Raw genomic sequence first — 23,258 nt, 5'->3', positions numbered from 1 at the left:
CGTCTGCTTCTGCTTCTGCTTCTGCTTCTGCTTCTGCTTCTGCTTCTGCTTCTGCTTCTGCTTCTGCTTCTGCTTCTGCTTCTGCTGCCCGGTCTTGATTCTTTTTCTGCTGTTCCAGTTGCCTTACCCGCATCCCAAACGCGTCCGCCAGCGTTCGCCATTTTTTCCGTAATCCATTGGGTTAACAACTAACTGTGCAACCTGCTGGAGATCGTCAGCTGAATCGCGCTAGCATGGAACAAAACAGAAGCTAAGGAGTGTGGCATGGCGATTAAATTAATAGCGATTGATATTGATGGGACGCTGCTTAACCCGCAGCATGCAGTCACCCCGCGCGTGAAGGCGGCGATTGAGGCGGCGCGCGATAAAGGCGTGGCGGTGGTGCTGGCTACCGGACGGCCGTTCCTCGGCGTACAGCGCTACCTGCGCGAGCTGGGCCTGGAGAAAGAAGGCCAGTACTGCATCACCAACAACGGCGCACTGGTGCAAAAAGCGAACGATGCCAGCTGCGTGGCCGAAGTGCCGGTGACCTTCGAAGACTACCTCTACTATGAGCAGATGTCCCGCGAACTGGGGGTAAACTTCCAGGCGCTGACCCAGAGTCACCTCTACACCGCTAACAAAGATATCAGCCGCTATACCGTTCACGAAGCGGGTCTCACTGGAATGCCGTTGCGCTACCGTACCGTGGAAGAGATGGACCCAACGCTTATCTTCCCAAAAATTATGATGATCGATGACCCGGAGCGGCTGGACGCGGCGATTGCCCGCATTCCTGCTGAAGCTTACGAACGTAATACCATCATGAAAAGCGCGCCGTTCTTCCTGGAAATCCTCAATAAAGAGGTGAACAAAGGCGCCGGTGTTAAGCTGCTTGCGGAACGTCTTGGCCTGCAGCGCGACGAGCTGATGGCGCTGGGCGATCAGGAAAATGACCTGGCAATGCTGGAATTCGTTGGTACGGGCGTGGCGATGGGCAATGCGATTCCGGTGGTGAAAGAAATCGCCCAGTTTGTTACGACCTCCAATCGTGAAGACGGCGTTGCCGTGGCTATTGAGAAATTTGTTCTGTAAAAGGACTGCCCGATGAGTGAACAACAGATCACCTTCGCCCCCTGGCATCATCAGCTGACCAACATTAACGTCTGGACCGCCGACAGCCAGTGGCTGGTCTATGACGTACGCCCTTCCGGGGCGTCTTTTACCGGCCTGACTATTGAGCGGGTCAACGTCAGTAGCGGCGCGGTGGAGGTGCTGTATCAGGCGCGGGACGGTGCGCATGTTGGCGTGGTGACCGTCAGTCCGGATCTTCCGCCGCGCTATGTCTGTATTCACGGACCTGAGCATCCCGACAGCCTGTGGAAATATGATTTTCACTACCGGCGCGGAGTGATTATTCAGCACGGCGTGGCTGAAAATCTGGACGCCTGCGATATTACACCACCCTTCACGCCCGGCGCGTTGCGCGGCGGTTCCCACGTCCATGTCTTCAGCCCGGACGGCAGCCGCTTAAGTTTTACCTACAACGATCATGTGATGCATGAGTGGGATAAAACTCAGGATTTACGCAACGTTGGCGTTGCCGTACCGCTGCATGCGGTGTGTCCACCGAAAAGTCACCCGCGTGAATACGACGGCAGCCACTACTGCGTGCTGGTCAGCCAGACCACGCCAACGCCGAAACCGGGCAGTGATGAGATCAATCGCGCTTACGAAGAGGGCTGGATCGGAACCCGAGGCTATCAGCGCGGCGCGCAGCGGCAGCGCTGGGCGCTGGCCTTTATTGGCGATACGCTGGCGACAAACGGTGAGAAAGTGGCGGAAGTTTTCGTCGTCGATCTGCCTGAAGATAATGCCGATTTTGCCGTCGCGGGGACATTACCGCTGGAAGGTACGGCGACGCGTCTCCCTGCTCCGCCGCTCGGCGTTCAGCAGCGGCGTGTCACCTTCACTCATCATCGCCGTTATCCCGGGCTGGCCAGCACCCCGCGACACTGGCTGCGTAGCGCACCGGATGGCAGCGCGATTGCTTTTCTGATGAAGGACGATAGCGGAGTGGCCCAGCTGTGGACGGTGTCTCCACTGGGGGGCGAACCGCGCCAGATTACCCGGTCGGAGAGCGGCATTCAGTCCGCCTTCAGCTGGCATCCCGACGGCGAAAGCCTGGCGTTTGTCTGCGACAACAGCGTGACTCTTTGTACGCTGGCAACGGGAAAACTGCGCCGTATTACACCGCGCAGTGAAACCGCACCCTCGGCAGATGCGGTGGTCTTTTCTCCCGACGGACAGCACGTTGCCTATTTGCGCAGCCGCGACGGGTATCAGCAGATTTTTATGGCGTCGGTGAATTAGAGACCATCGGGGCCGCCTGCGACAGTCCGTCGGCGGTCCTGTTTTGCTGTTCGCTACGGCGCACGCGCTCGCGCGGTGAGTCCGTATCATCGGTACGATAGTAATCCCACGGCAGCAGCAGCGTATCCATCACGGCAGAGAACGGTAAATCAATCGCCGCCAGCGGTTTCATCGCCCAGCTGCTGTTTTCATCGGTCAGCACGCTGGCACTGGCGCGGGTGCCCGGATAATAGCCCTGACTGGGGCCGGTATGGGTCATAATGCTCGAGCAGCCGCTGGTCGCGCCAAGCGAGGCGCAGGTTAGCAAACCTGCAGCGGTATACTTCTTTAATGCTTTCATCATCTATTATCCCTTCAGTCGTTGCAGCCTGCTGAGATCTGTCGTCAAACGCGGGGAAATCCCGGTCCACTCTGCGGTGGCTGGCACCAAGGCCGACGAACTCATCCCTGAGTGTATGACATTTAGTGCGATCGAGTTAAAAAAATCACAATTTCCTCTTGAAAGCGTCACTGATGTCACCATTTTACTAGTACGGTCAGTGAGGTACCTGCGCCGACAGGGCGGTACCTACTGAGCCAGCGACTCGTCCATAGTGGAGAGTTGATATCTTAATAACTCGCTGTATATCAGGAGCTTAATCATGCGTAATTTCGACCTTGCCCCACTGTATCGTTCATCAATCGGCTTTGACCGTCTCATCAACCTGCTGGAAACCAGCCAGGGTCAGGGGAACAACGGCGGCTACCCTCCCTACAACGTGGAGCTGGTGGCGGAAAACCACTATCGTATTACGATTGCCGTGGCCGGTTTTGCGGAAAGCGAGCTGGAAATCACCTCCCACGACAATTTGCTGACCGTTCGCGGCTCGCATCCTGAAGAGCAGGAGCAGCGCACCTATCTGTATCAGGGCATCGCGGAACGTAACTTTGAGCGTAAATTCCAGCTGGCGGAGCACGTCCACGTGCGGGATGCTCGCCTGGAGAATGGTCTGCTGTACATCGACCTGGAACGCGTGGTGCCGGAAGCCAATAAACCGCGCCGCATTGAAATTCTGAAATAATGCTGATGCAGGGGCCGCCGTTAAGCGGCCCCTGTTGTTTATCCTTCGCTTAACGCCCGCTCTATCTCTTCCGCCAGAATCGTCACGCCCCGCTCAATCACTTCGCTATCCGGCACATAGTTCATGCGCATGCACTGATGCGTGTGCGGCCACTCTGCCTCCAGGCCCGGGAAGAAGAAATGCCCTGGTACCATCAGCACGCCGCGCTGCTTCAGCCGCTGGTAAAGGATTTCAGTGGAAATCGGCAGATCTTTAAACCACAGCCAAAGGAATATCGCCCCTTCAGGTTTATGAATCAGGCAGCGATCTTCCGGCAGATAGCGGCGAATAACCGCGATTGTCTGCTTAACGCGTTCCTGATAGAACGGTTTAATCACCTCTTCCGACAGGCGCAGCAGGTCGCCACGCTGAATCATTTCATGAGCGATCGCCGGACCAATGCTGCCGGGGGCGAGGCTGATAATGCCGTTCATATTGCTGATGGCCGAGATCACCTTCTCATCGGCAATAATGATGCCGCAGCGTGAGCCCGGCAGCCCCAGCTTGGACAGGCTCATACACAGAATGATGTTCGGATTCCACAGCGGGCGTGCTTCGCTGAAAATAATGCCCGGGAAGGGAACGCCGTAAGCATTATCAATCAGCAGCGGAATATCGTGCTGCTGCGCCAGTGCGTCCAGTTTCAGCAACTCGTCATCGGTGATGACATTACCGGTCGGGTTAGTTGGGCGGGAAACGCAGATCAGGCCGGTATCATCGCCGATATGCAGATGTTCAAAGTCCACGCGATACTTGAACTGACCTTCCGGCAGCATTTCGATATTCGGTCGGGTGGAGACAAACAGATCTTCATCCAATCCGGCATCGGCATAGCCAAGATATTCTGGAGCCAGCGGGAAAAGTACGCGCTTTTTCTGGCCGTCAGCGCGATGCCCGGCATACAGGTTAAACAGGTAGAAAAAGGCGCTCTGACTGCCGTTCGTCAGGGCAATATTTTTCGGCGAAATCTGCCAGCCCTGCTCTTTACTCAGCAGTTCAGCCAGGGAGTTCAGCAGGGTACTTTTCCCCTGTGGGCCGTCGTAGTTGCACAGCGCATCCGTCAGCTTGCCTTCATCATGCATCTGCTGCAAAAGCTGGTGGAAATAGTCATTCATAGCGGGGATCTGCGCCGGATTGCCGCCGCCTAACATCACCGTACCCGGCGTGCGTAGCCCCTCACCCATATCTTCCATCAGGCGCGTAATGCCTGAGTGGCGCGTAAATTTGTCACCGAAAGCCGAGAAGCTCATATCCTGTTAATCACTTGTTATTCACTGAGGGTGACCACCTTAACGCTGGCACCGGTGCGATGCAATCTTCGAGCAGCAGGGATCGCACGTGGTCGGGAAAGCCTGCCGGGCGATAACGATTTTTCACTGGCTCTGAAAAAATAGCTGAATCGTTAAGTCTTTTGTGAGAGGTAACTGGCTCAGAATCGCATTAATAATGAAACAGACGATCTCTGTGTGCATTTTAAAGTGAGAAAAATCACGTTTATTCGACTAAAAATGATCAAAGGGTTATGCGGTGATGACTGTCACATTTTTATCTTGCGCTGATTTGTAGTCTTGATGCGTTCTAAAGCTAAATCAATTCAGCAAAAGGGATAATATGATGAAAAAAAGACTTCTGGCAGAGGTAATTACGGCGTTAATCTGTGGTCTAAAGATGGCGTGATCTACACGCTGCTGACCATGTGGAAAAACACCGATACGCAGAAGCAGGGTTACGTGACCGGGATTGAGCCGGGCACGAACTATGCTTATCCGGTGGCGATTGAGAAAGAGCAGGGCCGCGTGAAGCAGTTGCAGCCGGGGCAGAGCACCGAGTTTACGCTGACCTATTCCCTGCTGAAGGATGCCAGCGTGGTGCAGCAGGTTGAGCAGCGGGTGCAGAAAATCCAGGGGGATGAAACCGTGGCGATTAGCGAGACGCCGATCGCGAAGGAGTAGTCCTTTCTAAGCGTTACGGGGCAGGCCGCGGTGGGATCTGCGAAATGGGGCTAACGTTACGGGCAGAACGCCGGGTCGCTGTGAATCCTTCCCTGGGGGCTTGGCTGCCGCATCCCTGCGGCAGCCACCCGGCTAACCTGTCCCGCAACGGTTCCCCTTTCAATTCATTACGTTGCTGCCAGAAGAAATCAGTTGTTCCAGCAGCAACACCAAAGCATGCAGGCAATCGGGGCTATCCGGATAAGCGGACCGTCCGAGCACAGGGAGGTGCGAGGTCGAGCGTACATGGAGGTCCGCATTCCGGATAGCCCCGATAAGCCATGCGCAGAACATGCAGCAACCTCAACCCATCCCCCCTATTCGCTAAATATCATCAGTATCGCCCCGGAAAAAATCACCACGCCGACAAAAAACAACACGATCGCCACCGCTGAATTATCTTTCTTCATCTCGTCCTCCTCAGAACCACTGGCCGAAACGGCGGATGTAAAGGCGCTTCATGCCCTGTGCGACCACGCAGTAGCCCAGCAGCGTGGCCAGCAGCCACGGGAAGTAGCTCCACGGCAGCGGCACCAGCCCAACGGCGTGACCCAGCGGCGAGAACGGGATCAGAATCCCGGCAATCATCACCAGCCCGGTGGCCAGCATCACCGGCAGCGCGGCGCGGCTCTGAATAAACGGAATTTTGCGGGTGCGCAGCATATGCACCACCAGCGTCTGAGACAGCAGCCCCTCCACAAACCAGCCGGACTGGAACAGCGCCTGGCTTTCCACGCTGTTGGCGGCGAACACCGTCCACATCAGCCAGAAAGTGGTGATATCGAAAATGGATGACGTTGGCCCAATCCACAGCATAAACCGGCCGATATTCTTCGCATCCCAGCGGCGCGGCTTGCGCAGAAACTCTTTGTCCATTTTGTCCCAGGGCAGCGCCAGCTGGGACAGGTCATACATCAGGTTTTGCAGCAGCAGATGGATCGCCATCATCGGTAAAAATGGAATAAACGCGCTGGCCACCAGCACGGAAAATACGTTGCCGAAGTTAGAGCTGGCGGTCATGTTCAGATACTTAATGATATTGCCGAAGGTTTCGCGCCCGGTCATCACGCCCTGCTCCAGCACTAACAGACTTTTTTCCAGCAGGATGATATCCGCGGATTCTTTGGCAATATCCGTGGCGGTATCCACAGAGATGCCGATATCCGCCGCGCGCAGCGCCGGGGCATCGTTAATGCCATCGCCGAGGAAGCCGACCGTATGTCCGTTGTGCTGCAGTGCCTGCAGTACGCGGGTTTTTTGCTGCGGCGTCAGGCGGCAGAACAGCGTACGCTGCTCAACCAGCAGGCTGAGCTCATCATCGCTGAGCTGGGCAATTTTACTGCCGCACAGCGGTTCTCCCGGCTCCAGACCCACGTCCCGGCACACTTTGCTGGTAATAATCGCGTTATCGCCGGTCAGCACTTTCACCGTCACGCCGTTTTCGTGCAGTGCAGCAATTGCCTCTGCCGCGCTCTCCTTCGGTGGATCGAGGAAAGTCAGCACGCCGCTGATAATCAGTTCGCGCTCGTCATGGATACTCAGCGGCAGTGAGAGCGGGCCGCCATCAATAGCTCGCCAGCCCACCACCAGCACGCGGAAGCCCTGCTGGTTATAGCTCTCTGCCTGATCGCGAAGGCGCTGACGCGCGTCGTCATCCAGCGGGCGGATTTCATCGCCGTCGCGCCAGTAGCGGGAAACCGCCAGCATTTCGTCCACCGCGCCTTTGCAGACCAGCATCTGCTGTTGGTTCTGGTCAGCCAGCAAAATCGACAGGCGACGGCGTTCAAAATCAAAAGGCAGCTCGTCAATTTTGCGATAGCGCCACAGATCGTTAACTGCCATATTGCCCTGGCTGAAGGCCAGTACGGCCTTGTCCATCAGATTTTTCACCCCGGTCTGATGGCGGCTGTTCAGCCACGCCAGCTGTAGTACGCGTTCGTCGCTGCGGTCGTGCAGATCCAGGTGGTGAGACAGAATGATGCGATCCTGCGTCAGCGTGCCGGTTTTATCGCTGCACAACACGTCCATTGCGCCGAAGTTCTGGATCGCATTGAGCTTTTTTACCACCACTTTCCGTCGCGACAGGGCAATCGCCCCTTTGGCGAGGTTAGAGCTGACGATCATCGGCAGCATCTCCGGGGTCAGCCCCACCGCAACCGCCAGCGCAAACAGCAGTGCATCGCTCCAGTCACCTTTGCTGTAGCCGTTGAGCAGCAGTACGATCGGTACCATCACCAGCATAAAGCGGATCAGCAGCCAGCTGACGCTGTTCACGCCGCGATCGAACGCCGTTTGCGGGCGCTTACCCAGCAGTGAGGTTGCCAGTGAGCCAAACCAGGTATGGCCGCCGGTCGCTACGACCACCGCCGTCGCGCTGCCGCTGGCAACGCTGGTGCCCATCAGGCAGATACCGGGCAGGCTGAGCAGCTCCTGTTCGCTGACCGGCCCGGCAACGTTCGGGCTGCTTTGGGTGTCATATTTCTCGATCGGTAGCGCTTCACCGCTTAGCGCTGCCTGGCTGACAAACAGATCGCGCGAGGCCAGCAGGCGCACGTCCGCCGGGATCATATCCCCCGCCGACAGCCGTACGATATCGCCCGGCACCACCTGCTGTAGCGGGATTTCCATCTCCACCGCTTCACTGTGTGCATGGCTGCGTCGAATCACCGTGGCGGTGGTGCGTACCAGCGATTTCAGCGCTTCCGCCGCTTTGTTAGTGCGGTACTCCTGCCAGAAACGCAGTAAGCCGCTGAGGCTGACCATCACCATCACGATGATCACGCCGGTCAGGTCGGTATCTTCACCGCGATTCAGCGGCAGCAGGTAATCGGTAACGAAACTGATGGCCGCCAGCGCGGTCAGCACCCAGATAAACGGATTATTAAACGCCTGAACCAGCTGTACAAAGGCTGCCGGGGCTTTTTCGCTGGCGACCTGGTTGGTGCCGTAGTGTTCCAGGCGCTCTGCGGCATCCTCAGAGGTCAGCCCGTGGCGTTGAGTATTAAGTTGAGCGAGGGTGTGTTCCTGGCTCCGGCTGGCTGCGCTGGCGATCGCCAGATCGCGTGCCTTTTTCAGGTCAGCGTGATGCATTTTCATCTGCCTGCTCCTTGAATGAAGTTTTTTTACGTGCAGGAGAACGTCCCCTGCAAACGAGGTTTTGTCAGAAAATTCAGGGAAGGAGGCGTGGCAGGCAGACGGAAAGGAAGAGAAACGTTAGTGCGTTATCCTCCCGGGTTCATCCTGCCATCGCCTCTCTCGTGACGGAGGTTCTTTCATCGTGTGCTCCTTGGTTAATCTGCCGGGCAGCAAAATTCGCCTGCATGGCAGAGGGATGCTCTGATAGTCAGCCACGCAGCCGTGCCGCTGGCGAAGACCAGATCGAATGAAATTGATATACGGGATGAAACAGCTCGGAAGAGAGTTGTAGCATGGCCCGCCGTTTTTACGGCAGGCACACATTAAACGGAGTGAACCTGCCTTCAGTAATGTTCAGGTAAGGGGTGACTGTCCAATGAAATGCAGGCTCCGTTAGTAATTTGCCGAGATTCTAATCGCCAGGCTACACAATGTAAACCCGGAGATTAATGACGGTGAGTAATAAAGATTATAAAGGTAACTAATTGATTTAATTTAAATAAACATCCATCTGCGTGAAAGATCTGCTGATTTTTTCCTAAACTGTTTATTAACGAATGTGTAAAACGTCCGTTCACGGCCTTGCTGAGGGATAAATCGTTCGCGTCCAGTTTTCGTCCGGGCGGTCGGGATAATTGATTAATGCCTCCCGCCTGACCGACCTGGAAACGGTGGTCAGCCATTCGCCATCGCGACAGACAAACGCTTCCTGAACGGCACACCAGCTGGCTGAAAAATGCAGATAGCGGCCTGCGATGCGCAGGTCATCATGGCTGAAGGGCTGCGGCGATTTGCCGTTTCTTAGCCGTTTCCCCTGCTCGCGGGCGAATTCGCACAGCGGTACCAGCTCCGGCGGCAGGCTGAACTCGGGATCGTCCTCATCAATTTTTGCCAGCATCACCCCGGCCTCCTGCGCAGCATCCACCATCACTCGCAGTGAGAGCTTCGCCCAGTCGTTGCTCAGACGACGGCGAAAAACCACGGCGGCCCCCACGCGTTTGCGCGGAAGCCTTTCCTGGCTGGGAGGCAGCCAGTTGTCATGCCAGCTTTCAACCTTTAGCACCCCACTGTTCAACAGCGGTTCCAGCGCCGGATTGTCCTGCAGAACTTGCATCATTTCACTGGCCTCGCGCACGACATCGGCCATTCCGTCCGGAGTATCGGCAGGTAAGTAAGTGAACCTGGGCTGGCTGAGGAACTGATGCTCTTCTTCCTGCGGATTGTAACCGCCACCGATATCCGAGTGCGCGCCGGGAAGAGTCAGCTCGGGATAATCAGGCGCAATGCTTTGCAGGCAGAAGTTATAGCGATACTCATGCGCTGCGGCAATTTGAAAGACCCGGTGTGCAACGCCCGGCGGTAATGCCAGATGAAGGCCGCTGCCGTGTGGGCTGTGGGTATCGAATTCGTTGGCCATATTCGCAATACCGGCCACGCCGTCGAACAGCCCGATAAAGCGAGTCTCGATCGTCGGTAGAGCGTGATATTCACTCTCTTTTAAGCCTTCAACAATAGCGGCAGTCAGTAGCGGATCTCGCCCTGCAACACGATTAGCAAAGTGGCGCGCCGACGCCGCACCACGACTGAAGCCGAAAAGGTCGAACGTCAGTCGGGCGATCTGCTCTTTTTTTTTATCCCGACGTATTATTTTCTTTAGCTCAGCAGAGAGTGTGGCAATTGCCTCATCCGTTTTAGCAATAATGCCACTTTTCCCTTCACCGATGGCAAAACCGCTAATGCTGTCTGCTTCACCTGAATGTGTGCCGGTCCCACTGATATATAAACCCAGCTGAGATTTAGCCTGGTCGTCCCCGGAAGAGTTATAGAGAGTAAACAGTCGATAAATATTGGTGTAATGCTTATCATAGCTATTGCGGGAGATATCACCGGGCCTGGCCACGTCAGGAGTGTCCGAAAAGCAAGAGTCACCATTGGTTTTACTACAGCACATATCCAGCCGTTTCAGTGTGTTATTTGCATTATTTCCGGTGCCGTCGAAAAAGATCCCTATCGAAAGCACGCGTTCACGATGTTTATCGGATAGGGCGGAATGAGCGTTGTTCAGGACGCGGGTATCACTGCCAGTAATTTTATCCATAATGACCTTTCCCTGGTGATTGTTGATATTTACTACAGATTTTTTATGCCATCGGAGAGCGTATTTTAATTAATAATTGGTCGGCATTAATTGACTTAAAATATAATTAAGCCACCTGCATAGAAATAGAGATGGCGAATGTGAGGTGAAAACTAGTCAAAAACCCTGGTTAAAGGTCACTATTTAGCCAAAGACAGGCGTTTATCACTGGCTCCTAACTTTTATTTGCCATTTTTTAGTGATTAACTCCGAAAAACATTTTATTTTCCCTGCCATGTTCTCGCAAATATCGCATATTAAACATTATCCTCTTTTCCAGCGGAAACCATAAAGACAGTGCGCACTTTCACCATTGAATGCGATTAAACCTCTGCGTAAGATTCTTTTTCGTTTATTAGAATAAAGAAATAATTATGCAAGCCTCTATCGCTCCATCTATCGCCGCTGAAGACGCTGCACCCGTAAACTCCCGTAGTAAAGTGGTGGTTGCTTCTCTGGTCGGTACGGCTATCGAATTCTTCGATTTCTATATTTATGCCACCGCCGCGGTGATCGTCTTCCCGCATATTTTCTTCCCGCAGGGTGATGCCACCGTCGCCACGCTACAGTCGCTGGCTACCTTTGCGATCGCCTTTGTGGCCCGTCCAATCGGCTCTGCGCTCTTCGGCCACTTCGGCGACCGCGTTGGCCGTAAAGCTACGCTGGTGGCCTCGCTGCTGACCATGGGGATCTCTACCGTCATCATCGGCCTGCTGCCGAGCTACAACAGCATTGGTGTGTTTGCTCCCATGCTGCTGGCGCTGGCGCGTTTTGGCCAGGGTCTGGGCCTGGGCGGCGAGTGGGGCGGTGCTGCTCTGCTGGCCACCGAAAATGCGCCTGCGAAAAAACGCGCGCTTTATGGTTCTTTCCCACAGCTCGGCGCACCGATCGGTTTCTTCTTTGCCAACGGCACCTTCCTGCTGCTTTCCTGGCTGCTGACCGATGAACAGTTTATGAACTGGGGCTGGCGCGTACCGTTTGTACTCTCTGCCGTACTGGTGCTGATTGGTCTGTACGTTCGCGTCTCGCTGCATGAGTCGCCGGTGTTTGCCAAAGTCCAGAAAGAGAAAAAGCAGGTTAAAGTGCCAATCGGTACGCTACTGAGCAAGCACCTGGGCGCGACCGTGCTTGGCACCTTTATCATGCTGGCGACCTACACCCTGTTCTACATTATGACCGTGTACTCGATGACCTTTGGCACCACGCCGGCACCAAACGGGCTGGGTATTCCGCGTAATACCTTCCTGTGGATGCTGATGGTTGCGGTGATTGGTTTTGGCGTGATGGTACCGATTGCCGGTATGCTGGCCGACCGCTTTGGTCGTCGTAAGACGATGATTGTGATTACCCTGATGATTATCGCTTTCGCGCTGATTTTCCCTTCTATGTTGGGTTCAGGTAACCAGGCGCTGGTGATGGCGTTCCTGCTGTGCGGTCTGAGCATTATGGGCCTGACTTTTGGCCCGATGGGTGCGCTGCTGCCGGAGCTGTTCCCGACCGAAGTGCGCTATACCGGTGCTTCTTTCTCTTACAATCTGTCGTCAATTCTTGGCGCGTCCGTGGCACCGTATATCGCCACCTGGTTAGCACACACCTACGGTTTGTTCTACGTTGGCGTTTACCTGGCTTCCATGGCGTTCCTGACGTTGCTTGCGCTGATCAAATGCCGCGAAACCCGTCACGAATCACTGTTTGATTAAACCTTCCGGTGGTTATGCCGCCTGAAGCATGAATCAACCCTCTTCGCCGCCACATTGCTGTGGCGGTGATTTTTTTAGTTTTTAGTCCGCAGCTCTCCGCGCTTCCTCTGACTAAAACGCGTCACGTTGAATTGGCTATTTCCCCTTCATCTGCCCAAGGACTTTCGTACACTGATTCTGGTCATTCTCGCTGGGCGAAATCAGCGCCAGCAGGGCCGCAGCCGGAGCGACAACGGCGCCCAGCGCCACCGCGGCGGCTCCCCGGGCAATCAGCGGGCCGGCTTTCACCCCGGCATCCGGATTTTTAAAGGTACCGCGTACGTACAGCGGCGAGCGCAGGGTGATAATGCGGATGCCTTTGCTTTCCGGATCAATCGACAGATCCAACCGTTCGTTAGCGAAGTTGGTAGTGCCGGTAATATTGATCACCGCATTTTCCGTATCAAAAACAAACAGCTGAGACGAAGCCAACCCGTTTTTGACCTGCAAATTTGCCGCTGCACAGTTGATCTTCACTTCGTCGTCACCAAACAGTTTACCCACCACGTAGTTGCCGACGTTAAGCCCGACAATTTCCATCAGGCTGCGGCTGATCAGACCATCGTTCATCAGCAGCTTCAGATTGCCGTTACTGGTTGCCAGGAGGTCGGCCACCGAATTTCCCCGTCCACTCAGCGTGGCATCACCGTTCAGTTGCCCCAGCGCGCTTTGCATCGCCTGCACGTCCGGGAACAGCTGGCGTAGCTTAAGGCTGCGCGCATGCACATCGGCCCGCCCCTGCAGCGGCGTTGTATCCCCTTCCAGATGGATGGTCGAGTTTATCGTGCCGCCCGCCATGCCGAAGCGCAGCGGATCGAGGCGCAGATCGCCGTTTTTCAGTTTCAGGTGGGTAGACAGATCGCTGAGCGGCAGCGAGCTGCCGTGTTCGATACGTTTGCCGCTGAAGCGCACGTCCGCATCCATCACGCTCCAGCTTTTGCTGTCGAATTTGTCGTGCGGCAGAATGCGATCGGCAGGTTGCGTAGAGACATCACCACGTTTCTTCTTCGCCTGTTCGGTTTTCTCACTGCCTTTGCCCGAGTTCACCCCAATTAACGGACCCAGGTCGGCCATCCGCAGCTGGCGGGATTCCAGCTCGCCCTCCAGTTTTGGCCGCGGCCTGGTCTGGCTGTAGGTGAGCGAGCCACGAATATCGCTGTCGCCAATATGACCATTAAAGTTCTGATAGCGGAACACTGCGCCCCCGGCTTCGCGGAAGCGGGCGCTGAGGTGGCCGTCGGTTTCATACGGCGGGGTATCCGGCAGCAGCACGCCGGTCAGGCCGTAGAGATTTGCCAGCGTGTCGCCGGAGAAGCGCAGCCGAAGGTCAACGCCGCCGGGAGACATCGGATTCTGGATAGTCCCCGCCAGGCGAACCCGGGTTGTTCCGCTGCGTACGTCGGCCTGCACCGGGAACGGCGTTGTTTCACTGCGTAGCGAGAGCATGCCGCCGATCTTGCCTTCACCGGTCAGTTTTTCTTTGTTATAGGTGCCGTTAGCCTGCCAGCCAAAAACAAAGTTAGCAGCGCCTTGTTGCTTGTCATCGCCGCCAGCGAGCTGGGCGTAGGGCACGGGTTTACCCAGCGGATCGACCGTTACCTTAATGTCGGCTTTGTTGATCGCGTCGCGATAGCCGATGGTTCCCTGGTCAAAAACGATATTGTCCAGACGGAATGACCAGGCGGAAGGCGGCTGATTCGGGTCTTTGTTTTCGCTACCGGCCAGATTAAAGGTCCAGTTATTTTTGCCATCGGCGGTTTGCACCAGCTTCACCTGCGGCTGCTGCAGCTTGATCCACGGTAGCCAGACTTCCTTGCCCAGCAGCGCCAGTGGTGAAATCGAGGCATCCACGCGCTCAAGGTGTGCCATGGTCAGGTCGGGGATTTCCGGCGGGTTGCCCAGCATAATGTCCTGAGCATGAATGTGCGGCCACGGCACCCAGCTGCGCCAGCCTGGCTCGGTACGGTTGCGTTCCCAGGCGACGCCCAGATTGCCACGGATGGCAAACGGACGGTTAATTTCCTGCGAAACTTTGCGGTTGATCGTCGGCTTCAGACGGTTCCAGTCAAATGTGGCAATCAGCACCACCAGAGCCACCAGTAGCAGGACCAATACGCCTGCGATCCAGCTGATTATTTTCCCGGTACGCGACATTCGCTTCACCTTACCCTTTTTGCGCTTATGTAAAGATAGCTCAGGGGGAGGGATCTGGCATCCACGAGAGCGGCGGCATCCGTGAGCGCAATAATTAAACTGATATCACGATAAAAATAAAACATTGTTTTAAATATTGACTGGGCCGCGCCGGGCGGCGAGACTGGTGAAAAATTTTCCACGGGTTGAGAAAAATGACACAACAGAAAATTGCCGTAATCGGCGAATGCATGATTGAGCTTTCCCAGCGCGGCAGCGATATGAGCCGGGGTTTCGGCGGCGATACGCTGAACACGGCCGTTTATGTCGCCCGCCAGGTGCAACCCCAGGCGCTGCGCGTGGATTATGTCACCGCGTTAGGGAAAGACAGCTTCAGTAACGAGATGATTGACGCGTGGCAGGGCGAAGGGCTGCATACCGATCTGATCCAGCGGCTGGAAAACAAGCTGCCGGGACTGTATGTGATTGAAACGGATGCCGCAGGCGAGCGGACTTTCTGGTACTGGCGCAACGATGCCGCCGCCCGTTTCTGGCTGGATAGCGAGCAGGGCGAAGCGATCTGTCAGCAGCTGGCACACTACGACTATCTGTATCTGAGCGGTATCAGCCTGGCGATCCTCAGCCCGCAGAGCCGCGAAAAACTGTATGCCCTGCTGGCCGCCTGCCGCGCCAACGGTGGCAAAATTATCTTCGACAACAATTATCGTTCGCGTCTGTGGCAAAGCCGGGAAGAGACGCAGTCGGCCTATCAGGCGATGCTGGGCTATACCGATATTGCTTTCCTGACGCTGGATGACGAGACGCTGCTGTGGGGCGAGGCCGATAGCGCAGAGGTGATTCACCGTACCCGTGCGGCGGGGGTGAAGGAAATCGTGATTAAACGCGGTGCCGATGCCTGCCTGGTGGATACCGGCGCGGAGCCACTGCTGGAGATACCGGCGGTGCGCCTGTCGGCCGACAGCGTGGTGGATACCACCGCTGCCGGGGATTCGTTCAGTGCGGGCTATCTGGCGGTGCGCCTGACCGGCGGTAGCGCGGAAGACGCTGCTAAGCGTGGGCATCTGACCGCCAGCACGGTGATTCAGCATCGCGGTGCGATTATTCCGCGTGAAGCGATGCCGGTATAGGCGTATCGGCGGCGATTGAAATCGATGCAGCCACTCGTCAGCGGCTGAATGCCGGCACCGCCAGCAGCCAGCTGTGACGCTGCGCATCAAGCGTTGCGCCGCGTGCGGCTCTGGCTTCAGGCAGCGCCCAGTCTGCCTGTTCAATTTTCTGCCGGTAGCGCTGGCTTTGCCGACGGTTGTCCGCCTGTACCAGCAGCGGAATGAGCCTGACGCCAACATGGTCGAGGCTGGGGTACGGCCAGTGTTTCCCACTGTCGCTCCAGGGGGCCATGAAATCCAGCGCGGTTAACAGCCCGGCTCCCTGCGGCGTCCGGTAGCGCCATAAATCCCCTGCTCCACTCTGGCTGGCAACGGTAGCCAGTGCGGTTAGCGCGTGCAGGTTAAACCAGCTGTAGTGAAACGAGCGGGTGCGAGCCAGCTCCAGCGGCTGCTTCAGCGCTTTATCCGCCGCGCGATGCAGCGCCTGCCAGGCCGACAGCGTGGGTTCAGGTGCCTGCTGCTGTGATAAACGCTGGCGGTTCAGAGCCAGATCGCTGTCGTTAATGAGGGCATTGGCCCTGCGCGTAACGCCCAGAAGAGAAAGCCGAAAGGAACAGCAGCAGGAAGGGAATCATTCTGCGGAAAGAAAAAGGGCGACCCTGGAAGGCCGCCCTGCGGTTACTGCGCTGGTGCATCCGTTGCTACCGCCGGGTCGGCTGGCGTGGCGGCGGCCTGAGGCGTGGCTTCAACCGGCTTCATAATTTTCTGCCAGCTTTCTTGCAGCTGCCCGGCATTAATTTCCGGTTCACCCTGCGGCTGCATCAGCATCATGGTGATGTCCTGGGTCAGCTGCTGGCGCAGTTCCTGGTTCAGCATGCCCAGCGTCAGGCCGGAGAGAAATGCCTGGCGCAGCTTCTGGTACTGTTCCGGGGCGATATCCACCACCGCGTTTTGCTGTGAACGCAGGCGCTGACTCATCAGCACATCGGTATCGGTGCGGGCATAGGTAGCGAACAGCTTGTTCAGCTCGGTATTTTTTTGCGCCATCAGCGTATCAAATTCCTGCTGGGTCAGGCCATTATCACGTACGTTAGCCATCTCTTTGGCGATCAGGTCGAGGTTGCTACTGAGCGCCGTGTTGTCCGAATCAATATTGATGGCACACTGGGCGCGCTGATACAGCACGCGGCAGTCAAAGCCAACCTGAACGCCCTGGGCTTTATTTTCGCTCAGCACGCGCTGAACGTGCCAGAACAGCGCTTCGCGCGCCAGATCGCCCTGCCAGTAGCGCTGCAAATTCTGTGATTCGCGGATCGGCATCCAGGGATTGTCCCAGACCAGCGACAGGCGGACCTGGCCGAGCGCCGGATTGACCAGATTTACCGGCTGCGGCGGCAGTGGAGAAAGCGTTGGCAGAGGCGCGGGCTGCTCACGTTTACCTTCCAGCGGCGAGAACACTTTGTTGATCTGCTCGGCCAGGCTGCGGCTGTCAACGTTACCGACGACAAAAAGGGTCATCGCATCCGGCGTATACCACTGTTTATAAAAGGCATTAAGCTGGGCCAGATCGACCGGCACTTTCACCGCTGAAGCCGGATCGTGGCCAAGCAGCGTGGAACCTTTAAGGCGGTAGCGCCACCAGACATCCTGAGTATTACTGGGCCAGGTACCGATAGGATCGTCGGCGTTCAGCGCCGCGTTAACCACCTCAGTATTGATGGTCATTTTATCCACGGTCGCCGCCAGCCAGTTCAGGGCTTCTTTCACCATTTCCGGGCGGTTATTGGGCAGGCTGAGGTTATAAACCGTGTAGTTATACGAGGTGATGGCCGGAGGGAGTGGATGCTGTGGATCGATGCTTTGCTGCCAGAGAGAACGCTGCTGTGCGGGTTCAAGGGAGGCGTTGTGCACCAGCGCCAGGCGTGGCAAAAGGTGGCTGTAACCAATTTGCTGGGCGCTTTCAACCAGCGATCCGGTATTCACCAGCAGGCGAATTTCAATACGATCGCTGGGCCGCTGTGGCGTTGTTAATAGCTGCCAGCTGAAACCGTTGTCCAGTTTTCCCTGCTGCCAGGCGGGATCGGGTTGGAGGGTTTCAGCCTGTACCGTGCAGCTGGCTGCTGCCAGTACTACCCCACCAATCAAAAGACGAATTCTGGTGCCCTGCATGTGAACCCCTACTCAATCACAAACCAAAAAGAATCACTGGTGATCTGTTACCTGCTGCCCGCGACGTTTCAGCCGGTCAATAACCCTGGGAAGCCGCTGTATTTTAAAGGAACAGCTTGTTAGACCACGCATCGGCGAGGATGTCACACAGCGGAGTAAAAAATCATAAAAAAGTGTTGGATGTTATTATGCAAATGCCCGCCGCGAGGGCAAGTCGCGTCGAGCATTTCTGTGAAATTTTAATGAATTAAGTGCTTAACTAGCGCTATCAGTGAGATTTTTTTGACTCTTATCAGCATTAAGCATCGCTTTCATCTGTTTTTCATCCAATTGGCCGACCCACTTCGCGACCACCACGGCAGCCACGCCGTTACCCACCAGGTTGGTTAACGCGCGTGCTTCGGACATAAAGCGGTCGATGCCGAGGATCAGCGCCAGTCCGGCGACCGGCAGATGCCCCACTGCGGATAGCGTTGCTGCCAGCACGATAAAGCCGCTGCCGGTGACACCTGCTGCGCCTTTGGAAGAGAGCAGCAGCACTACCAGCAGGGTGAGCTGATGGAATATGTCCATATGGCTATTGGTGGCCTGGGCAATAAACACTGCCGCCATCGTCAGATAGATAGACGTCCCATCCAGGTTGAACGAGTAGCCGGTTGGGATCACCAGCCCGACAACGGATTTCTTACAGCCGAGCTTCTCCATTTTATCCAGCATGCGCGGCAGCGCCGATTCGGAGGAAGAAGTACCCAGTACGATCAGCAGTTCTTCTTTGATATAGGCAATAAACTTGAAGATATTGAAGCCGGCCACGCGAGCAATTAAACCCAGCACGATGACGACAAACAGCACGCAGGTAATATAGAAACAGACGATCAGCTGGCCCAGCTGTACCAGCGAACCGACACCATATTTACCGATGGTAAACGCCATTGCGCCGAATGCGCCAATCGGGGCCAGGCGCATAATCATATTAATGATGCCGAAAATCACCCGCGAGAAGCTGTCAATAAAGTTGAATACCAGCGTGCCTTTATCACCCAGGCGATGCAGGGCAAAGCCGAACAGTATGGCAAAGAGCAGAACCTGAAGAATATTACCGCTGGCAAATGCACCGATAACGCTGCCGGGAATCACATCCAGCAGGAAGGCGACAATGCCCTGCTGTTCGGCCTGTTGGGCATAAATGGCTACGGCTTTGGCATCCAGCGTTGAGGGATCGACGTTCATCCCCGCGCCGGGCTGTATGACATTGACGACGATCAGACCGATAATCAGCGCGATAGTACTGACCACTTCAAAGTAGAGCAGCGCCACCGCACCAGTGCGCCCTACGGCTTTCATGCTCTCCATACCGGCAATACCGGTTACCACGGTACAGAAGATGACTGGAGCAATAATCATCTTAATGAGCTTAACGAAGCCGTCGCCCAACGGCTTCATCTGTGCACCCAGTTCGGGATAGTAATGGCCCAGCAAGATGCCAATAGCAATGGCGGTCAGCACCTGAAAATACAGGGTTTTAAACAGGGAAGTTTTCATAAAATATCCATTATTGGCGGGAATTTGGTAGGGCGAAAATAACACTCGGGTAACGGGATTGATATAACTGGAGGGAATACGGGGTTAGCCATAACGCGAATTTATGAACTGAATCACTTCAGCAAAAGATTCCTATAACCTTCAGGTAAATTAACATTCTTCGCGCTGATTTATCGCCTTTCCAAGGGAAAAATAATAGCGGTCGAACTGGCCACGCGGTAAAGGTTCTGAATAAAGATAGCCCTGGCCAATAGAGATATCACGTGCCAGTAGCCAGTCACGCTGCGCCTCGGTTTCTATCCCTTCAGCTACCACTTCGAGATTGCTGATAGACGCTATCGACGCCACAATTCTCACCATGGTGTCATCATCCGGCAGTGCAGAAACAAAGCTGCGGTCGATTTTAATCTTGCTGATCGGCAGGGATTTAAACTGGTTCAGCCAGTTCAGATTGGCATAGCCCATACCAAAGTCGTCCAGCGCCACGGAGATCCCCGCCTCGTGCAGCGCCTGCAGCAGATGCAGCGCGCGATCGGGCTCGCCCACCTGGGCCGTCTCGGTGATTTCCAGCACCAGACTGCCGGGGGTAATATTGTGGCGATCGATATGTTCACGCAGATGGGCGACCATATCGGCATCGCGCAGCTGAATCGGCGACAGATTAACGCTCAACGTCAGTCCAATGCCCCGCTGCTGCCAGTCTGCCAGCAGGCGGCAGGACTCTTCGCAGACCCAGCGCCCCAGCGAGTTAATCACGCCGATCTCTTCGGCATTCACAATCAGGTCGCTCGGCAGGCACCAGCTGCCGTCCGGCTGCTGCATGCGCAGCAGGGCTTCTGCACCAATCACTTCGCCGCTGCGCATATCGATCTGCGGCTGGAGCCAGAGGGCAAATTTCCCCTCTTCGATCCCCTGCAAAATATCGAACTCCTGGGTCAGGCGCTTCTCGGCTTTTTCCGCCAGCTCAGAATCAAAGAACAGGATCTGATTTTTGCCCTGATGGCGGGCGGACATCATTGCGGAGACGGCACGCCCCAGTAGTTCAGTGGCGTTCTGCTGAGCTTCCGCCCGCTGCGCCATGCCGATGCTGACGTTGGGTCGCAGCTGCATGTGCTGGAGACTGATCGGCTGATTGAGTGTCTGTAGCAGTGTATTGGCCAGCCGCAGTGCGCGGAATGGATTATCTGCCTGCTTAACGAGCAGCGCGAAGTCACAGTTGGACAGCTGCGCCAGCACCGTTTGTCCATCGATGCAGCTGCGGATTTTATCCACCAGCGTCAGGGTCAGCACATCACGTTCGCTGTCGCTAACGATGCCGTTGGCATCCAGCAGCGTCTCAATACGCAGCACCAGCAATGTAAAGACGCCACCGCCTTTTACCGATCGCAAATGCTGTTCAAGCAGTGCCAGAAACAGGGTTTTATTCGGCAGATCGGTGAGCGAGTAATGCGTGCTCAGACGGCTGATATCCTCGTTCATCGCCCCCAGCGTTAGCTGGTTGCGGTTGTAATTGCGGATCAGCAGGCCGATTTCATCGTTACGATGGTAGCGCGGCAGCACCAGCTGGTGGTTCAGCAGCTCCTGCGGCGTGAGGTCCTGTAGGTCCTGGGCGATTTTACGCACCGGGCGAACGATCAGGCGATTGATACACCAGCTGATGGCGACAGAGAGGATCAGCGCCAGCAGCAGGAAGGTCGTGACCATGGTTGAAACGGCGCTGAGGATAAACTGGTACACCCGCCAGGAATCGGCCTGCAGGATTAACAGCGCCAGCGGTTTAGGATTCGCCGGCTCAACGGAGTAGAGCGGCACGGTGATCTGCACCGGCAGCTCAAACAGGGTGGCAATAAACTGCGGCACCGGTTTTTCCGGCTCAAAGTCGGTATGCAGTGCCTGTAGCCCGTTGGGTAACACCACTTCGGCTCTGGCCAGGATACCTGCGGGACGCAGGGAGTTAAGGATAAATTCAGCCTGTGGGATATCCGCCTTTAGCACCGCCTGAGACAGCGGCTGGCGTACCGTACGGGCAACATTTTCCATTTGCTGGGCGTAGTCGATTCTGCGCTGCTGCACAAAGTGGAAAAGCTGTATAACGATAAAGATGCAGATAGTGACGACCGCAATACCCGACACTGTCGCCATTTGCTTAATCGTTAGTGAACGACTGACGCGCAAGCCTGTTCTCCAAAGCCTGAATCCCCGGATTCGTGGCGCATAAGGCAAAAAACTGCCCTGAGTATATCCTATGGCAACCGCTTGTTAAGCACTCACGCTCTGCGACTATCGGTTTAAGCGTTTTCCGATCGTTTTCCTCTCCGGAGTGGACAGGCGACTGGCTCCTGAGAGCCAGTTACTGCTGCTGTTGCAGAAATGCCAGCCAGGTCAGTAGATGCAGGCTGGAAGAGTAGTAATCTTCGTTACTCCCCAGCGCATCGTTGAGATAACCCGTTTCGTTCAGCGTCAGGTCGCGCACTGACAGCAGGCCACCGGCCATATTGTACGGCGCTTTCTCTCCGCTTAACACATCGATCCATGCCGGTGTTTGCAGACGCTGGAAGCCGCCCCAGAAGCGCTGGAACGGAACCAGTTGCGAACTCTGCGCATCATACCAGTGCAGATAGAGCGGGATGCGGACGGCATCGTAACTGAAGCGCGGCGGCCAGGCGGCAGTCGGGGCAAAGGTGCCGTCGGCGTTAAGCGCAACCCAGTCCAGCGGCAGATTAGTATCGCCAAAGCGCATCTGCGCCAGCAGCTCTATCCCGTCTGTAATCAGCTGATTCCACACCTGCAAATGGCTGCGCCGGGCGAAATCACGCCAGGCGGGGAAGACAAAGTAGGAAGGATTCAGGATAACGTAGCTGTTTTTATTGAAGCCCTGGGCACCCGGCAGCATCACCGTGTAGCCGCCAAACGGCACTACGTTCTGTGCCAGAATGGCCCGCTGGATGGTGTCTGACGCTTTCAGGTAGGCCTGCACGTGCCATTTTTCCCCGGCCTGCTGCAGAGCCCAGGCGATCAGCACATCGCCATCGGAGGCATTGTTTTTATCTGCCACCGGGTCAGCCTGAGTCGGGATATAACGCCAGTAAAACAGGCCGTTATTCGGGTTTTTCAGCGTGTTTTGCGTCCAGTTCCACAGCTTGTCAAAACTGGTGCGGTCGTTGTATTGCACAGCCATCAGCATGGCATAGCCCTGCCCTTCCGTATGGCTGACGTTTTTGTTACCGGTGTCCTGAATGCGACCATCGCTGGCCATAAAGCGCGTTTTAAAACTGCCCCAGCCGTCCGCAGCAAAGGCCTGGGTACACCCCAGCGCCAGTACCAGCATAATTACAGTCGCCCTCAACATCGGAATCATCGTTTCACTCAGACCTTATAGCGGAAGCGGAGTGACACATCGCTGGTCGCTTCCACGCTCAGCGAAACGCGCTCGTATCCTCCCTGCTCATGCAGCCAGCGGGCATACAATCCGGTCAGAACTGCGCTCAGGGCAAGGTGCCACTGATGTAGCGGCAGTGCGCCATCTACCGCAGGCAGCGCCAGATGTTCAATAATCATTGCGCTGTCAGAAGGCTGAATATCAATAAAGCCCCAGTTAAATCGCGCCAGAACCTGGTTCATCTGCGTTTCCAAATCGCCAACGGTTGCCGCTTTGCCCAGTGGGTAACGGCCCGCGAGGCTGTCCCCCATCTGTTGCAGGAAAGCCTGACTTTCACGCTCGCCGGCGTTGCCCATCATGCCGCCGATCATCACGCTCAGCAGGTCAAACCAGCCTGGCTGACACTGCTGCTGACGATAATATTGCAGGGTACGATCCTGTAACTGGCTCATGC

At 55.9% G+C, this 23,258-nt stretch carries 16 protein-coding genes and 1 pseudogene; 6 read left to right on the top strand and 11 right to left on the bottom strand.

What is annotated here, in order from left to right:
- Nucleotides 1-264 precede the first annotated feature (264 nt).
- Nucleotides 265-1,074 (top strand): sugar-phosphatase, encoded by an 810-nt coding sequence (gene yidA / locus AC07U6_RS14505; protein ID WP_494761053.1) that lies wholly within the window; start codon nucleotides 265-267, stop codon nucleotides 1,072-1,074.
- A 12-nt stretch (nucleotides 1,075-1,086) separates the two neighbouring features.
- Nucleotides 1,087-2,352 (top strand): YidR family protein, encoded by a 1,266-nt coding sequence (locus AC07U6_RS14500; RefSeq protein WP_494761054.1) that lies wholly within the window; start codon nucleotides 1,087-1,089, stop codon nucleotides 2,350-2,352.
- Here the strand turns inward: AC07U6_RS14500 and AC07U6_RS14495 are convergent.
- Entirely contained in the window at nucleotides 2,333-2,692 is a 360-nt protein-coding gene (locus AC07U6_RS14495; RefSeq protein ID WP_494764399.1) for a YceK/YidQ family lipoprotein, read from the bottom strand. The genes AC07U6_RS14500 and AC07U6_RS14495 overlap by 20 nt on opposite strands.
- 301 nt (nucleotides 2,693-2,993) lie before the next feature.
- Between AC07U6_RS14495 and ibpA the strand changes: the two genes are divergently transcribed.
- The gene (gene ibpA, locus AC07U6_RS14490) at nucleotides 2,994-3,413 is read left to right on the top strand and encodes a small heat shock chaperone IbpA (protein ID WP_105595327.1); all 420 of its coding nucleotides are present in this window, start codon (nucleotides 2,994-2,996) and stop codon (nucleotides 3,411-3,413) included.
- Nucleotides 3,414-3,451: 38 nt separating this feature from the next.
- Here ibpA and AC07U6_RS14485 read toward each other — a convergent pair whose 3' ends face one another.
- Nucleotides 3,452-4,702, bottom strand: a complete 1,251-nt coding sequence (locus AC07U6_RS14485) for a valine--pyruvate transaminase (protein WP_494761055.1) — start codon at nucleotides 4,700-4,702, stop codon at nucleotides 3,452-3,454.
- Between the two features lie 435 nt (nucleotides 4,703-5,137).
- Between AC07U6_RS14485 and AC07U6_RS14480 the strand changes: the two are divergent.
- Nucleotides 5,138-5,404 (top strand): annotated as a pseudogene (locus AC07U6_RS14480) (DUF4432 family protein); the annotation flags it as partial.
- A gap of 459 nt (nucleotides 5,405-5,863) precedes the next feature.
- Here AC07U6_RS14480 and mgtA read toward each other — a convergent pair.
- Both mgtA and AC07U6_RS14470 read right to left on the bottom strand, forming a co-directional pair.
- Entirely contained in the window at nucleotides 5,864-8,539 is a 2,676-nt protein-coding gene (gene mgtA / locus AC07U6_RS14475; protein ID WP_494761056.1) for a magnesium-translocating P-type ATPase, read from the bottom strand.
- A 613-nt stretch (nucleotides 8,540-9,152) separates the two neighbouring features.
- Nucleotides 9,153-10,676, bottom strand: coding sequence for a T6SS phospholipase effector Tle1-like catalytic domain-containing protein (locus tag AC07U6_RS14470; RefSeq protein ID WP_494761057.1), 1,524 nt, complete (start codon nucleotides 10,674-10,676; stop codon nucleotides 9,153-9,155).
- Between the two features lie 413 nt (nucleotides 10,677-11,089).
- On the opposite strand from AC07U6_RS14470, the gene AC07U6_RS14465 reads away from it, so the two are divergent.
- On the top strand, nucleotides 11,090-12,415 hold the full coding sequence (locus AC07U6_RS14465; protein ID WP_494761058.1) for an MFS transporter: 1,326 nt from the start codon (nucleotides 11,090-11,092) through the stop codon (nucleotides 12,413-12,415).
- Between the two features lie 135 nt (nucleotides 12,416-12,550).
- Here AC07U6_RS14465 and AC07U6_RS14460 read toward each other — a convergent pair whose 3' ends face one another.
- Nucleotides 12,551-14,608 (bottom strand): AsmA family protein, encoded by a 2,058-nt coding sequence (locus AC07U6_RS14460; protein WP_494761059.1) that lies wholly within the window; start codon nucleotides 14,606-14,608, stop codon nucleotides 12,551-12,553.
- 194 nt (nucleotides 14,609-14,802) lie between these two features.
- Between AC07U6_RS14460 and kdgK the strand changes: the two genes are divergently transcribed.
- On the top strand, nucleotides 14,803-15,735 hold the full coding sequence (gene kdgK / locus AC07U6_RS14455) for a 2-dehydro-3-deoxygluconokinase (RefSeq protein WP_494761060.1): 933 nt from the start codon (nucleotides 14,803-14,805) through the stop codon (nucleotides 15,733-15,735).
- Nucleotides 15,736-15,772: 37 nt separating this feature from the next.
- Here kdgK and AC07U6_RS14450 read toward each other — a convergent pair whose 3' ends face one another.
- The 6 genes from AC07U6_RS14450 to bcsD form a co-directional block, all read right to left on the bottom strand.
- Complete coding sequence (locus AC07U6_RS14450) at nucleotides 15,773-16,159, bottom strand: alginate lyase family protein (protein WP_494764813.1); 387 nt, start codon at nucleotides 16,157-16,159, stop codon at nucleotides 15,773-15,775.
- 233 nt (nucleotides 16,160-16,392) lie between these two features.
- Nucleotides 16,393-17,883: a M16 family metallopeptidase gene (locus tag AC07U6_RS14445; RefSeq protein WP_494761061.1), complete on the bottom strand. Its 1,491-nt coding sequence runs from the start codon at nucleotides 17,881-17,883 to the stop codon at nucleotides 16,393-16,395.
- A gap of 255 nt (nucleotides 17,884-18,138) precedes the next feature.
- On the bottom strand, nucleotides 18,139-19,425 hold the full coding sequence (locus AC07U6_RS14440) for a dicarboxylate/amino acid:cation symporter (RefSeq protein ID WP_494761062.1): 1,287 nt from the start codon (nucleotides 19,423-19,425) through the stop codon (nucleotides 18,139-18,141).
- A gap of 150 nt (nucleotides 19,426-19,575) precedes the next feature.
- Nucleotides 19,576-21,600 (bottom strand): biofilm formation regulator HmsP, encoded by a 2,025-nt coding sequence (gene hmsP / locus AC07U6_RS14435; RefSeq protein WP_494761063.1) that lies wholly within the window; start codon nucleotides 21,598-21,600, stop codon nucleotides 19,576-19,578.
- A 175-nt stretch (nucleotides 21,601-21,775) separates the two neighbouring features.
- On the bottom strand, nucleotides 21,776-22,783 hold the full coding sequence (locus AC07U6_RS14430) for a family 8 glycosyl hydrolase (RefSeq protein ID WP_494761064.1): 1,008 nt from the start codon (nucleotides 22,781-22,783) through the stop codon (nucleotides 21,776-21,778).
- Nucleotides 22,784-22,791: 8 nt separating this feature from the next.
- Nucleotides 22,792-23,256, bottom strand: coding sequence for a cellulose biosynthesis protein BcsD (gene bcsD, locus AC07U6_RS14425; protein WP_494761065.1), 465 nt, complete (start codon nucleotides 23,254-23,256; stop codon nucleotides 22,792-22,794).
- Nucleotides 23,257-23,258: the final 2 nt, after the last annotated feature.

The sequence above is a fragment of the Erwinia sp. GW821-FHT03D09 genome, assembly GCF_059420805.1.
The sequence above is the reverse complement of the archived record's forward strand: the minus strand, read 5'-3'. Positions and strand labels throughout refer to the sequence as shown.